Here is a 13,857-nt window from a genome sequence, read left to right as displayed (position 1 = left end):
CTGCTTTTGCAAGAATGACATCAGCAACCTGCAACAACACTGATCAAGTCATGGGATGACATACATAACATTAATATTCTTTACGTTCTTCAGCTTTGCTAGTTATGCTAAGCCTAAGATAGTTGTAAGCATTACGCCAATCGCTAGTATTATTTCAATGCTTGTTAAAGATAAAACAGATATAGAAAGTTTAGCTACTAATAGCAATTGTCCTCATCATTATCATTTAAAACCTACTGATTTAGCCAAAGTTAAAAATGCGTATATATCTATTTACATTAATGAACAATTTGATGGTTTTGCTAAAAAATTAATTGATAATCATAGCCAAAATATTATAAAAATCAGTGATATTAAATCTTTAACCACTATAAAAGACAATTGGCATATTTGGCTTGATCTTAATAATGCTGCAATTTTATTACAAGAATTTGCACAAATATTTAGCGAGAAGTTCCCTGAGTTAGAAGAAGATATTAACAATAACCTTTCAGCAGCACTTAAAGAATTAAACAAGCTACAAGAAATTAAAAATAATGAGCTTGCTACTTTAAAAGATGTAATTTTATTAAGTGATAGTACAGAGTATTTTTTTCTTAATACTAATATCAAAACTGCAAAACTATACAGTGAAAGTCAAAAAAGTCTCCAATATATAAGGAATTTAGAAGCTTTAATTAAAGGGTCTAATAATAAATGTCTTGTTTTAAGTAATGAACAAAATTCACAACTATATGATAAATTAAATACTAAAATGATAATATTAAATAGCGAAAACTGGAATGTAAAAAGTATTAATTCAAACACTTTTCAAAATCAATATTTACAAATAATTGATCAAGTTAAAAAATGTTTATAAACTTAAATAATGAAGAAGAGACAAAGAATCTTGCAAAACTCTTTGCACAAAACTTAAAACCAAATGATATAGTTTTACTGAACAGTGATCTTGGTTCCGGTAAAACGTTTTTTTGTCGTGAAATTATTAAATATTTTTGCGGTGAACATACAAGCATTATAAGCCCAACTTTTAATTTACTCCAAACATATAAAGCCTCTGACTTCACTATTTATCACTACGACCTCTATCGTCTAAAATCACCTGAAGAAATCTATGAGCTTGGATTTGAAGATGCGTTAAACTGTAATTTAATTTTAATAGAATGGTCTAAAATAATTAAGCACCTACTTCCATCTACTTTAATTGAGGTAAACCTAGAGGTATTAGACGAAAACAAACGTTTGTGTAGTATTACAACAAATAATAAACAAGAATTCTTCCTTTATTGATTTTTTACAAAATTCTCAGGGTACAAAGCTTGATATTCAAATAGATAAAAGTCTTTCTAAAAATTGAATTATAGTCATATCTATTCCTTTAATATCTTATTCTAAAAAATCCTTACTTTCTTTCTATAATAAAAAACTGCTTTTACTTATATTTTTTGCTTGTCTTGCCCCATATATATTCAAGCTGATTAAATTTCTCATATTCTTAATGCAATATAAGAACCACCATGGGTTTACCGTATTTATTTATAATTACAAGAGATTTTACTGTTTGATTCATTTATTTAGTTTATATAATTATTAATATTTAGCTAATCAATTAGTATATGGTAAAAATGCTTTTTCAATAGGAAATAATTTTAGTTTTGGTAACATCGACATAATTAAGTCTATTCCAACTTTTTCATTACTATTACCGTGTACTAATATAAAAGAACCATCTTGAACTTTTTCGCCTTTAGCAAGCCAAGCATCACTACCGAGTGGAATAAGTCCAAGATCTTTTAATTTTTCTATTAATGTTTGATCAGAAACTAATCCTGGAAAACGAAAGAAAGGTGATGGAGCAATATTATAACTTACCAATATTTTTCCTGCTTCTAATACTTCATTTTCAAAATCCTTCTTATTGGAAAGAAGGAAATTATCTTCAAGTGGTTTATCTTTAAAGTAAGGATGGCTAAATGAATGATTAACCCATGTTATTTGTAGATAACCATTTTCTTGTTGCTTTATTAACCACAAAAACTCTTCCGTATGTCTTTTAATCCATAAGCCTGAAACACATATAGCAATCGGAATAGGCTTATTTAGTTTTATTGCTAATTCTACAAGCGTGTTAAAAAACTCTTCTTCAAAATTTTTAGAAGAAGGACACATATCAATTGTAAGAAATTGTCCTTTTTCTTCATGTATGCTACTTGTAGCACCGTAATTTTGTTGTATATAAGGTGCAGAGCTATATTTATTTAAAGTTTTAATATACGGAGTTTTATTTAATTTTTTTAGAAGATTTTGTTTTTCTATTTTATTCATAGGTAAAATTACCCATTCTTTTAGAACTAGTTCAGTTTTAAAAGAATTCGGATCTACTAACACAAAATATGATTTTTCATTACTTAAATAAGAACGAATAGCAATTTTCATTTTTTTATTTTTAGCAATTACAGGCAAAAATACCGGTTTATAATCAGTTATAATTGCTGCCTTTTCACTTGCATAGCTTAAATTAAAAAATAATATTATAAAAATAAAACTTTTTTCATTTATTCGCATTCATAACACTCGTATAAAATTCATTGATTTTCTCTTTTACCGCCATAGAATCGTTCATTAAATTAACAGCACCTCTAAACTCTGCTGAATTAGGTAGCCCGCTACTATACCAACCAATATGTTTACGAGCAATAGATATGCCCACAGATTCACCGTAATAATCAAGTATTGCCTCATAATGCTCTGTTACAATATCTAGCTGCTCTGCTATAGAGGGAGCAGGTTTTGCTTCACCTGTTTTAAGGTAATGATCAATTTGTGAAATAAGCCAAGGTTTGCCATATACCCCTCTACCGACCATAATACCGTCCGCACCGGATTTTTGCAGAGCTTCTTTTGCTTTGGTAAAATTAGTAATATCACCGTTAGCAATAACCGGAATCTTTACAACTTCTTTAACTGATCGTATAAAATCCCAATCGGCATTACCGGAGTAAAATTGACACCTTGTTCTGCCGTGAACAGTAATCATCTGAATACCTGAACTTTCGGCAATTTTAGCTAAAGTTGGAGCATTTTTCGTTTGATCATCCCAGCCCATACGCATTTTAACCGTTACTGGAATTCTTACTGCTTTAACGGTTGCTTCAAAAATCTTAGCTGCAAGCTGTTCATCCTTCATTAAAGCTGAACCTGAATAACCTCCTATGACCTTTTTTGCTGGACAACCAAAATTAAGATCAATAATTTTTGCACCCATATCCTCATTCATTTTTGCGGCTTCTGCTATTACATTTGGTTCACAGCCTGCTAACTGCACGCAAGCACTTGTTGCATCATCACGCATAATGGCACTTTTTTGTAACGATTGTCTAGATTCCACAATCATTGCTCTACTTGTAACCATTTCAGAAACTACCAGCCCTGCACCAAATTTCTTTACTAATCTTCTAAATTCTAAATCCGTAACACCTGACATTGGCGCTAGTATAATATTTGAAGAAAGTACAATATCACCGATTTTGATCATAAAAACCGTTATAAAATAAACTCGTATAATAGTATAATTAAGTATTTTTGTCTAATATTACTAATTAAGAATAGACAAAAGCCGATGAATCTATTATAAGCTTAAGTTATGTTTCTTTCTGAATAAAATTTCATTCCCACAGAAGCGGGAATCTAGTAACTTAAAAGTGCTGATAATTTAAAAATTATATTTTTCTGGGTTCCGGCTTCCACAGGAGAATGACAGTCACTTATTATGGCCACGTAGCTCAGTCGGTAGAGCAAAGGACTGAAAATCCTTGTGTCGTTGGTTCGATTCCAACCGTGGCCACCACCATTTTTGCTGAAGTCTTATATGGCAAGTAGTAAATTTTATAAAAATCTAGGACCACGAAAACTAACGACAATTATAGATTTTTTACATGATATTATAGAGCCTCCTAAGATTCATGAAGATATAGCTATTCATGATATTAAAATTCTGCAAGAAGCATCCCCAAATGATATTAGCTTTTTAAGTAACACAAAATATTCCGAATTTTTAAAAACTACTAAAGCTGCTGCTTGTATTGTGCCAAAAAATTTTACAGGAGAAGTAAATCCAAATACTCTTTTAATACATGCTGAGAACTCGTATTTTGCTTACGGCAAATTGATTGATTTTTTTTATACTCCTATTAAATCATATCCTGCTAAAATAATGAAATCAGCTATTGTTGCAGATTCAGCAATTATAGGAAAAAATTGTTATATAGGTCACAATGTAGTTATTGAAGAGGATGTTATTATAGGTGATAATAGTATCATAGAAGCTGGAAGTTTTATAGGTAGAGGTGTAAACTTAGGCAGAAACGCTAGAATAGAGCAACATGTTTCAATAAATTATGCAATTATAGGCGATGACGTTGTAATACTCACAGGTGCAAAAATAGGACAAGATGGGTTTGGATTTTCTACCGAAAAAGGTGTACATCATAAAATATTTCATGCAAAGATAGTTAAAATCGGCAATAATGTTGAAATCGGTGCGAACACTACTATTGATAGAGGGGCACTTCAAGATACAATTATAGAAGATTTATGCCGTATAGATAATCTAGTACAAATAGGGCATGGCGTAAAAATAGGTAAAGGCTCTATTATCGTAGCACAAGCAGGTATAGCAGGTAGTAGTACAATTGGGAAATATTGTGCTCTTGGAGGACAAGTAGGAATTGCAGGACATCTAAATATAGGCGACGGAGTACAGGTAGCGGCACAAGGCGGCGTAGCACAAAATATAGAGGCAGGTAAAATTGTCGGCGGCAGCCCTGCAGTTCATATCATAGACTGGCATAGACAATCTATTATTATGAAACAATTACTAAAAAAGAGACCTAAATAAATGATGATTGATATTACAGAAATTATGGATTTGATACCTCATCGCTACCCATTTTTATTAGTAGATAGAGTACTTGAAATTGATCTTAACAAATCAATACTAGGTATAAAAAACGTTACCGTTAATGAACCGCAATTTAAAGGACATTTTCCGACAAAACCTGTGATGCCTGGTGTTCTAATGGTTGAAGCCATGGCACAGCTTGCTGCTATATTAGTTGCTAGATCTTTAGGTTCTACTAAGAATAAAGAAGTATTCTTAATGGCAATAGAGAACTCAAAATTTCGTAGAATTGTTCAGCCTGGGGATACTATGCATATCCACGTTGTTATTGATCAGCAAAGAACTAACGTATGGAAATTTTCAAGTACAGTTAAAATTGAAGATGAAATAGCTGCAGAAAGTAAATTTACTGCAATGATTAAAGATAAAGCATAGGAACCATATAGTGTCAAATTCTAATATACATTCTACAACTGTAATTGCTAAAGGTGCAAATCTTGGTAAAAACGTAAAAATCGGTCCGTATTGTATTATAGGTCCTGAAGCAGTAATTCATGATAATGTAGAGCTAAAATCTCATGTGGTAATTGAAGGGATTACCGAAATCGGTGAAAACACAGTTATTTATCCTTTTGCATCAATTGGTCAACCGCCGCAAATCTTAAAATATGCTAATGAGAGATCAAGTACGATAATCGGCTCTAATAATACTATTAGAGAATATGTTACAGTGCAAGCAGGAAGCCAAGGCGGTGGAATGATAACAAGAATAGGAAATAATAATTTATTTATGGTCGGTGTTCATATCGGCCATGACTGTAAAATCGGCAATAATATAGTATTTGCTAATTACGTAAGCCTAGCAGGTCATATTGAGGTAGATGATTACGCAATAATCGGTGGACTATCTGCAGTACATCAATATACTAGAATCGGTAAATATTCGATGATTGGCGGACTATCACCTGTCGGAACAGATGTAATACCATTCGGACTTGTAAGCAGTAAACGTGCAGTGCTTGAGGGTTTAAACCTAATCGGTATGAATAGAAAAGGATTTGATAAAGCAGAGTCTTTAAGTGCTTTAAATGCCATCAAAGAAATTTTTTCAAGCGAAGGTAATTTTGCTGAGCGTATTAAACAAGTTGCAGAGAAGTATAAAAATAATTCTATAGTAATGCAAATTATTGATTTTCTTAATCAAGATAGTAGTAGAGCATTTTGCTATTTTGAGAAATAACTTATATGTTTTATTATTCGCGACTTGATCACGGAACTCAGTAAAAACTAGATAAATACTAATATTATAATATTTTTCTAGATACCGTGGTGGTCAAGTCACGGTATGAATACCTATCAAACTAATCTTCTCATTTTTTCTTGTAAAGAATTTTTACGTAAACGAGTTTTTAAGCTCTCAAAATCAACTATTTCTGCTTTTTGATTTTGACAGCTACATGCAAAAATATATTTCTGCTCTCCTTTAACTTTTTGTATACATTGTCCACAAATTCCTTTCATCATACATTGCATCGATGAATTAACGCTAACTATTATTTCCGTATTTTCACCGAATATTTCATTTTTTAGACTTTGCAATTCTTCTATTATTTCAGGAGAAGCATTAATTATTACTCTATCCACAGAAGTTAATTTATAGGTTTTTATATCAGGATAGGTAAAAAATATAACTTCATTATTATTTTCTTTTAAAACTTTTAACAAACCTATATTACCAACTTCGGAACCAACAATAACTATTTTTTTATTTTGAGGTATTTCTAGTGGCATGCCTGTCGGTCCCATTAAAACCACTCTCTCATTTTCAGATAATGTTTTACATAAGCTAGTAGACTTACCTACTTCAAAAAGTATAAAACTAATCAAACCTTTTTCTATATCAATATCTTTGGGGCTTAAGGCTAACGGTTCTATTAATTTAGCAACATCTTCAGAATAATTTTGTAAGCGAAAGAACTGACCAAACTTAAAATTTTTAGCAGCAAGAGGTGAGTGAATTACCAACTCAAAAGTTTTATCATCTAAAATATTTATTTTATGGATTCTGCTGACCAATAAATAATCAAGCTGCGTTATAAAGTCTTTGTGACTATCCTTAAAGCTAGGATTATTATTTATAAGTCTTTTGTTAATATTTTCATATTCTTCCTTGCTACTTGCAAGTGCCTTAACCACACTACCTGAATACCTAGGATTACAATCGCCGAAATAACTATATTTATTTTCATTGAGTTCAAGGTTATTTTCTACACCGATTGCCATAATCACAGTTTTGGCTTTAAATACTTTAGTGTTATCCCGTGATTTGATAATATTGTCCTGATACTTTCCGTGAACCCCGGTTCGCTGGATAAACACCACAGACTCTACATGACCATATTTATCAGTGTTAATCCCTAGAGGTTGCATATTTTCTCTAAAATCAACACCAAGTGCCATAGCATATATAAGCTCTTCGTGATTTAACTTATACGCAGGTGACTCTTGAAGTTTTCCACGATAATAGATGGTGCTACCGCCAAGCTTATTAAAAACCTTTCTTAACTCTTCATTATTCTTAACTTCTTTAAATAATCTTGCATGAACAATAAATTCTTCAGCTATTTCTTTATCTTCCTCTGTTAAATCTTTTTCTATATAATCTTTGCCGTATTTTTGAACAGCAAGCTCATAATCTTTAAAAAATTTCTCTACTTGCATTTTATAGTAAAATAGACTTTCCGTTGCCGCATCAATTGAAGTAAGACCACCACCTATGATTGCAACCGGCATCCTAATTAGCATATTAGCATTAGAATTTTCTAAAAATGCTCCTCCACTTTGCAGAGTCATTAAAAAATCAGAAGCCGTTTTTATGCCTTTAGCTTCAAAATTTTCTATATCTAAAACTTTTGGCTGACCTGCTCCAATACAAAAAGCTATATGATCAAATCCTAAACTAAAAGCTTGTTCTTCCATTATATTACTACCCAAAGTCACTCCATCATAATATTTAAAGTTATCATTTCTCTCTAATATTAGCCGCAATATATCAAGGTTATTTTTATCCCAACGAACAGTTATACCGTATTCTGCTACTCCTCCAAATCCCCTTGTCATTCTTTCCGATAACAAACTTTTATATTCATGCCAAAATTTGATAGGTTTATTAATATCAAAAGGCAGGTGAGAAATTTTTAATCCGTCAATAGCTGTAACATTGTGACCTGACCGTAATAAATAATAGCTAAGACTAAAACCTGCAGGACCAAGACCAGTAACTAAAATATTATAATTAGTAGATTCTTTCGGAAGTGGTGAATAAATATTAAGCGGGTTCCAGCGGGTAAGGAGCAGATATATCTCTAGACCATAAGGTAATTTAAGCGTTTCTTCCAAAATATTAGATTCTATTAAAGGAATATTTACTGGATCTTGCTTTTGATAAATACAAGCTTTCACACAATCATTACAAATCCTATGACCCGTTGCTGCAACCATTGGGTTATCAATAACAATGATAGCAAGAGCACTTAGGTTAAAACCTTGTGACTTAACATAATTCATTTCAGAAATTTTTTGCTTTAAAGGACAACCGGTTTTCATCCCGCGACTTGATTGCAGGACGCAGTCTTTCTTAACTTTTTTTTGGATCATGTTGCAAGACCACGGAATGATACTCATTCCTTTAGAACATGAATCCTTATCCTGCTTATGACAATAAATACAATAATGAGAATTGTTTAAAGCTTCCTCTAAATTTGAAAAGATATCGATATAATTAAAATCTATTCGTTGATTCCTTTGATATTTTGATATTTTTTTATCATCTATTAGATTTTCTTTATCTAGTTTTTGTGGAAAATTGAATAATATACTATCATTTCTTATGTCATCCCCGTGAAAATGCAGATCTAGACTTAATTTTTCTAGATTCCCGCCTTCGCGGAAATGACAACGATTGTAAAGAGAATTACATTGACCATACACCCTATAAGCTGCATATTGTGCTGCTATGTCTAACTCTTGTACAAAACTCTCTTCCTTCTGTTGCCATATAATTATTTGTTTTGCAAATTCTCTAGAAGTAAAATTCGTACCTATTAAATCAGTTAGCTTTAAATATATCTCTTCAAAATCAATATTTTTTATTTTTTCCAGTGGATATTTTTTTACAGCAATACGCTGAACAAATTTTCTTTTACATTCATAAATAATATTAAAATCTTTATGTTTCAACCTTGATATTATTACTTCTTTTGAAATACAAAATAACTCCGCTAAAAAATCATCTAAATAAGGAGAAATTTTTAATAAAAACTTAGAATAATCTTGTGGAATAATAGAGAAAGGAATTGATCTAAATAATATTAAATCTTTATGCAGAGATCTATCGGCTTTAAAGAGATAATCTAAAAATATTTGATCTAATTTTTTAAGCCCAGTTAAATCTAATTCATTAAAATCTAGATTAAAACCAAGTTTCATAAATAATAAATAACTCTTTTAGAAAATTGTCTATAAATAAAATAACTTATACAAACAGTGATAAATGCAACTATAACAGACTTAACTGTTAATATCATATCAGGTAATGTTCCATCAATCACCAATGCTTGTACAGGTCTTATAACTAAAAAAAACGGATTAAACTCAAAATATATCCTTTTAGACTCTGGAATTAGCGAATAGGGATAAACTATCGGTATACTCCAATAAATAACTCCAAGAATAACATTTAATATTTGCGGAATATCTCGAATATAGGGTGTTAAAAATGCTACTGCAATAGAGCCACTAATCACACATATTATTAAGGGTAAAATTAATATCGGCATAAATACTATTTGCCAAGAAAATTTTTCCGGAAATAATAAAATAAAAGCAAAATACATTGCCGAAAAGGAACAAATTAAATTATATAATTGCCCTAAACTATCTGCAACAGGAAAAAAAGTCTTAGAAATTCTAACCTTTTTTATTATTTGATCACGTGTAACTAAGGAACTTGAACAAATAGTTAGGCTGCTTACTATAAAACTCCATAAAGGAATACCACCAACTAAGTTCATTACCATAAATTCTCTTGGTTGTCTTAATAAAAAACCGAAAAAATATGAAATTACCATTATGTGAATAAAAGGCTGAATTAAACTCCATAAAGAACCTAAAAAAGAATCCTTATTTTGTCTAATTATAGAAGCTTTAACCAATAATGCTATTGCCTGCCAGTATTCTTTAGAAAATAGATACTTTATCATTTATGAGTTTCTCCATTAGACTTCTTGTGTAACATAGCTAATAAAGAGGAAATTTGCAGGAGATACACACAGCATATCAAATGAGGATTTGAGTACCGAATCAATGCACAAATTACCCTTAGAAGCAAAGTTATACAAGAAGTCTATTATAAATTTTAAACATTTCTGATGGGGTTCCATCACCTATAATATTACCGTCTTTCAATAAAATACATCTATCGCAATTATCTTTTATAATTTCTTCTTGATGACTTACTATTATCGAAATAGGAGTATTTTTAAATTTATTCTTCATTAAACTAAGAGATTTTTCTATAAAATAACTATCGCCTGCCGCAAAAACCTCATCAAGTAACAAAATCTGTGGATTTTGAAATATTGATACAGAAAAAGCAAGGCGTGATAACATACCTGAACTATAAATTTTTATCGGTAAATCAATTTTGCTGCCAAGTTCTGAAAAATCTATAATCTCTTTTTCGATTTTTTTGCTATATTTATCCAGCATATTATTATATAGCATTAATATTTTTATATTTTCACGACCAGTTTGTTCTAGCTCAAAACCGACTCCCATATCTATAATTGCCGCAATATCTCCACGAACTTTTATTGTACCTAATTTTAACGGGTATATTCCAGCGATTAGTTTTAGAAGTGAACTTTTTCCCGAACCGTTACTTCCTATAAAAGCTACTTTTTCTCCTTCATAACAAGAAAAATTAATATTATTTAATATGGGTATATTTGGAGAAAGAGAAACTCCTTTTTTTAAAAAAAAATGTTTTAAACCTTGAGCTCTTTTGTTAGTATCTATACCTTCTACATAACCATCGGTTATCTCTATAAACACTTTTGAATGGCTATGGCTAAGTAACATAAAAAAATATTAAATAGATTTATTAATCCAATCTAAAAGAGAACTTTTTTGTTGCAAACCTATTTTAGTATCTTTCTGTTCACCATTTTTAAATAACATTATTGTCGGGATACTACGAATACCGTATTCTGAAGGAGTATTAGGATTTTCATCAATATTCATTTTGAGTACTTTTACTTTTCCTTGTAATTCTTTACTGATTTCATCTATTACCGGTGTTAACATTTTACATGGTCCACACCATTCTGCCCAAAAATCGACTAGTACCGGTAAATTCGATTCTAATACTTCCTTCTTAAAAGAGCTATCCTTTACGTTATTTGCCATATTTGTCCTCTATGTTTTTGTGGTATTGCCCATATGGCCTCTATGTCATTCTCACAAAAGCATAAATCCAGAAAAATTTTAAAAATTATAGAACTATTAAAATTTTTAAATTTATATAAAACTTTCTGTTTTCTTATATTTATAATGAATTCCCACTTTTATAGGAATGACATATTGTTTTTTCTGATCCATGTGAACAACATCTTTTATAAAAAATAATAAAGTACAGGTTTCTAATTGTAAATAATGAAAATCTTTTTATTTATTATATTTGTTTTTTCTATTATAATATATTCGCATTATTAAAGCCGCCGTTTCCTCTATTGATCTAGCAGATACGTCAATTACCGGCCAACTTCTTTGCTCACAAATTTTTCTGACTTCAAAACACTCTTTTTGTACTACATTAAAATCCGTATAGCTTTTATTTTCATTAATTTGCAATAAATTTAACCTAGCTTCTCTTATCTCAATTAACCTATTTGGATTAATGACAAGTCCTACCACCAACTGATCTATATCTTTTTCTATAAAATCGTGAAAAGGACAATTATAAACATAAGGAATATTGGCAGTTTTTAGACCGTTATATGCTAAAAATATGGAAGTCGGAGTTTTGGAAGTCCTAGAAGGACCTATTAATATTATATCAGCTTTCGATAATTCATTAAGAATTTGTCCGTCATCATGTCTTATAGCGTAATCTATAGCATTAAGTGTATCAAAATAAGTCTTATTGAATTTACAATTATAATTCTGTTCTTTTTCTATTTCAATACCTGAAAAAACAGACATTTCTTTAATAATTTTACCTATTACGGAAATACATGGGATTTTTAATTCATAACAAAACTTTGTCAATGTTTTTCTTAGTTCATGATCAGCAATCGTGTATAATACTACACCATGTTTAGATTCTATTTTACTTAATACTTCATTTAGCAATTCTAAATTTCTAATCATTGGCCAATGATATAATTTTGATTTCACAGAAGTAAATTGTGCAAGAGCAGAATTTGCTGCATATTTTGCAGTTTGCACGGAAGAGTCTGAAACCAAGTGAATAATTAACTTTGTCATACTTTACACATGTAATTGTGGATAAATTTTTTAATAACTTATTATTTTTCCTATTAAAATCTATTAAAAATCTTCTCAAATCCTTATTAAATAAAGAAAATCTAGCGTATTTCCTTTTAAATAAATAGTTTGTGGATAAAATTGTGAATAAATATTATTTTTCTTTGAAAGAATAGTCTTTTCTAAACTAGAAATGAATTTTACACTTAATTATACACTTTTATAAATTCTTTACAAACTTATGTGAATAATAATTAAAAATACTAATCTTTTTAAGAAAATCTTATTGAAAATTTTGTTGATAACTCTGTTCAAAACATTTAATCTACATAATTCTATTTATATAAACAACAAATATACTTAAACTTAATATTTTCAGTAATAGTATGAAGCAACCTTTAAATCCATTAAAAGGAAATAGCGATAAAATACCTGTTTGGTTTATGCGTCAAGCAGGTAGATACTTACCAGAATATAAAAAAACAAGAGAAACAATAAAAAATTTTTTAGATTTTTGTTATGACGTTAACAAAGCAACAGAAGTAACATTACAACCGATAAGACGGTATCATTTTGACGCAGCTATTATTTTTTCCGATATATTAGTTTTACCTCATGCTCTTGGATGGGAAGTGGATTTTAAAGAAAACATAGGACCTATATTAAGACAATTTAGATCGCAAGAAGATTTTAAATATTTGCAAAGCGATCCGAATAATAAATTAGAAAAGGTTTATGAAATAATAAGAAAAGTTAAAAAAGAATTACCATCCACTACTTCTTTAATAGGATTTGCAGGAAGCCCTTGGACAGTGATGAGTTACATGCTAGAAGGAAAAGGAAAACAGAATTTTAAAACAAGCAAAAAATTTATCTATGAAAATAAAGTATTAGCTAAAGAATTATTGAATTTTTTGATAGATAAAACAACTTATCATCTTATAAATCAAGTAGAATCAGGAGCAAACATTTTAAAACTTTTTGATTCATGGTCGGGAGTACTTGCAGAAGAAGAATTTACAGAATTCGTAATAGAGCCGACAAAAAAGATTATACTAAAAGTAAAAGAAGTTTTTCCAAAAACTCCTATCATTGCTTTTCCTAAAGGAGCGGGATTATTGTACGAAAAATTTATAAAAGAAGCACCGATAGATATTTTAGCTGTAGATCAAATGATTCCTCTTGAAAAAATGAAAGAGTGGAGTGATAAAGTAATAGTACAAGGTAATTTAGATCCAGTTGTATTACTTACTAATAAAGAAATTATTAAAGAAAAAGCTTACAAAATTCTTCAGATAATGGAAGGAAAGAATTTTATCTTTAACTTAGGACATGGTATTTTGCCTGAAACACCTCAAGAAAACGTAGAATTTTTAACAGAATTTGTTAGAAGTTTTAAAAAATGAGAT

Annotated in this window: 12 protein-coding genes, 1 tRNA gene and 1 pseudogene; 7 read left to right on the top strand and 7 right to left on the bottom strand. The window is 30.0% G+C overall.

What is annotated here, in order from left to right; genetic code table 11:
• The first annotated feature begins 55 nt into the window (after nucleotides 1–55).
• Nucleotides 56–859 carry a metal ABC transporter substrate-binding protein gene (locus AAGW17_RS01610; RefSeq protein WP_347939192.1) on the top strand — a complete coding sequence of 268 codons (804 nt, stop codon included), beginning with the start codon at nucleotides 56–58 and terminating at the stop codon, nucleotides 857–859.
• Nucleotides 850–1,357: pseudogene (tsaE, locus tag AAGW17_RS01605) on the top strand (tRNA (adenosine(37)-N6)-threonylcarbamoyltransferase complex ATPase subunit type 1 TsaE). Before AAGW17_RS01610 ends, tsaE begins: the two are co-directional and overlap by 10 nt.
• A 248-nt stretch (nucleotides 1,358–1,605) precedes the next feature.
• Here the strand turns inward: tsaE and AAGW17_RS01600 are convergent.
• Together AAGW17_RS01600 and dusB are read right to left on the bottom strand one after the other, a co-directional pair.
• Nucleotides 1,606–2,565 (bottom strand): polysaccharide deacetylase family protein, encoded by a 960-nt coding sequence (locus AAGW17_RS01600; RefSeq protein ID WP_347939190.1) that lies wholly within the window; start codon nucleotides 2,563–2,565, stop codon nucleotides 1,606–1,608.
• Entirely contained in the window at nucleotides 2,552–3,535 is a 984-nt protein-coding gene (dusB, locus tag AAGW17_RS01595) for a tRNA dihydrouridine synthase DusB (RefSeq protein WP_347939189.1), read from the bottom strand. The genes AAGW17_RS01600 and dusB overlap by 14 nt, the downstream gene beginning before the upstream one ends.
• 236 nt (nucleotides 3,536–3,771) lie before the next feature.
• On the opposite strand from dusB, the gene AAGW17_RS01590 reads away from it, so the two are divergent.
• The 4 genes from AAGW17_RS01590 (at nucleotide 3,772) to lpxA (ending at nucleotide 6,140) form a co-directional block, all read left to right on the top strand.
• Nucleotides 3,772–3,847, top strand: a tRNA-Phe gene (locus AAGW17_RS01590).
• Nucleotides 3,848–3,868: 21 nt separating this feature from the next.
• The gene (gene lpxD / locus AAGW17_RS01585) at nucleotides 3,869–4,897 is read left to right on the top strand and encodes a UDP-3-O-(3-hydroxymyristoyl)glucosamine N-acyltransferase (protein WP_347939188.1); all 1,029 of its coding nucleotides are present in this window, start codon (nucleotides 3,869–3,871) and stop codon (nucleotides 4,895–4,897) included.
• On the top strand, nucleotides 4,898–5,335 hold the full coding sequence (gene fabZ / locus AAGW17_RS01580) for a 3-hydroxyacyl-ACP dehydratase FabZ (RefSeq protein ID WP_347939187.1): 438 nt from the start codon (nucleotides 4,898–4,900) through the stop codon (nucleotides 5,333–5,335). It abuts the gene before it with no gap.
• Nucleotides 5,336–5,345: 10 nt separating this feature from the next.
• Nucleotides 5,346–6,140 carry an acyl-ACP--UDP-N-acetylglucosamine O-acyltransferase gene (gene lpxA / locus AAGW17_RS01575; protein WP_347939186.1) on the top strand — a complete coding sequence of 265 codons (795 nt, stop codon included), beginning with the start codon at nucleotides 5,346–5,348 and terminating at the stop codon, nucleotides 6,138–6,140.
• 116 nt (nucleotides 6,141–6,256) lie between these two features.
• Here lpxA and AAGW17_RS01570 read toward each other — a convergent pair whose 3' ends face one another.
• From AAGW17_RS01570 to AAGW17_RS01550, 5 genes are all read right to left on the bottom strand, one after another.
• A complete protein-coding gene (locus tag AAGW17_RS01570) occupies nucleotides 6,257–9,388 on the bottom strand; it encodes an FAD-dependent oxidoreductase (RefSeq protein ID WP_347939185.1) in 3,132 nt (1,043 codons plus the stop codon).
• Nucleotides 9,385–10,161 carry an ABC transporter permease gene (locus AAGW17_RS01565; protein WP_347939184.1) on the bottom strand — a complete coding sequence of 259 codons (777 nt, stop codon included), beginning with the start codon at nucleotides 10,159–10,161 and terminating at the stop codon, nucleotides 9,385–9,387. Before AAGW17_RS01565 ends, AAGW17_RS01570 begins: the two co-directional genes overlap by 4 nt.
• 130 nt (nucleotides 10,162–10,291) lie before the next feature.
• A complete protein-coding gene (locus tag AAGW17_RS01560) occupies nucleotides 10,292–11,041 on the bottom strand; it encodes an ABC transporter ATP-binding protein (RefSeq protein ID WP_347939183.1) in 750 nt (249 codons plus the stop codon).
• A gap of 9 nt (nucleotides 11,042–11,050) precedes the next feature.
• On the bottom strand, nucleotides 11,051–11,368 hold the full coding sequence (gene trxA, locus AAGW17_RS01555) for a thioredoxin (protein WP_347939182.1): 318 nt from the start codon (nucleotides 11,366–11,368) through the stop codon (nucleotides 11,051–11,053).
• A 258-nt stretch (nucleotides 11,369–11,626) separates the two neighbouring features.
• Nucleotides 11,627–12,448 carry a pyruvate, water dikinase regulatory protein gene (locus tag AAGW17_RS01550; protein ID WP_347939181.1) on the bottom strand — a complete coding sequence of 274 codons (822 nt, stop codon included), beginning with the start codon at nucleotides 12,446–12,448 and terminating at the stop codon, nucleotides 11,627–11,629.
• A 386-nt stretch (nucleotides 12,449–12,834) separates the two neighbouring features.
• Here AAGW17_RS01550 and hemE point away from each other — a divergent pair, with 386 nt between their 5' ends.
• Nucleotides 12,835–13,854 carry a uroporphyrinogen decarboxylase gene (hemE, locus tag AAGW17_RS01545; protein ID WP_347939180.1) on the top strand — a complete coding sequence of 340 codons (1,020 nt, stop codon included), beginning with the start codon at nucleotides 12,835–12,837 and terminating at the stop codon, nucleotides 13,852–13,854.
• Nucleotides 13,855–13,857 lie beyond the last annotated feature (3 nt).

This window comes from Rickettsia sp. Oklahoma-10 (assembly GCF_039954865.1).
Classification (GTDB): Bacteria; Pseudomonadota; Alphaproteobacteria; order Rickettsiales; family Rickettsiaceae; genus Rickettsia; species Rickettsia oklahomensis.
Note: the sequence above shows the minus strand (reverse complement) of the source record. Positions and strands in the feature narration are given on the sequence as shown.

Bases quoted from the DNA above. Each gene is read 5' to 3' on its own strand.
- AAGW17_RS01610 (WP_347939192.1), top strand. From the start codon at position 56: ATGACATACATAACATTAATATTCTTTACGTTCTTCAGCTTTGCTAGT.
- AAGW17_RS01600 (WP_347939190.1), bottom strand. From the start codon at position 2,565: ATGCGAATAAATGAAAAAAGTTTTATTTTTATAATATTATTTTTTAAT.
- dusB (WP_347939189.1), bottom strand. From the start codon at position 3,535: ATGATCAAAATCGGTGATATTGTACTTTCTTCAAATATTATACTAGCG.
- lpxD (WP_347939188.1), top strand. From the start codon at position 3,869: ATGGCAAGTAGTAAATTTTATAAAAATCTAGGACCACGAAAACTAACG.
- fabZ (WP_347939187.1), top strand. From the start codon at position 4,898: ATGATGATTGATATTACAGAAATTATGGATTTGATACCTCATCGCTAC.
- AAGW17_RS01570 (WP_347939185.1), bottom strand. From the start codon at position 9,388: ATGAAACTTGGTTTTAATCTAGATTTTAATGAATTAGATTTAACTGGG.
- AAGW17_RS01565 (WP_347939184.1), bottom strand. From the start codon at position 10,161: ATGATAAAGTATCTATTTTCTAAAGAATACTGGCAGGCAATAGCATTA.
- AAGW17_RS01560 (WP_347939183.1), bottom strand. From the start codon at position 11,041: ATGTTACTTAGCCATAGCCATTCAAAAGTGTTTATAGAGATAACCGAT.
- trxA (WP_347939182.1), bottom strand. From the start codon at position 11,368: ATGGCAAATAACGTAAAGGATAGCTCTTTTAAGAAGGAAGTATTAGAA.
- AAGW17_RS01550 (WP_347939181.1), bottom strand. From the start codon at position 12,448: ATGACAAAGTTAATTATTCACTTGGTTTCAGACTCTTCCGTGCAAACT.
- hemE (WP_347939180.1), top strand. From the start codon at position 12,835: ATGAAGCAACCTTTAAATCCATTAAAAGGAAATAGCGATAAAATACCT.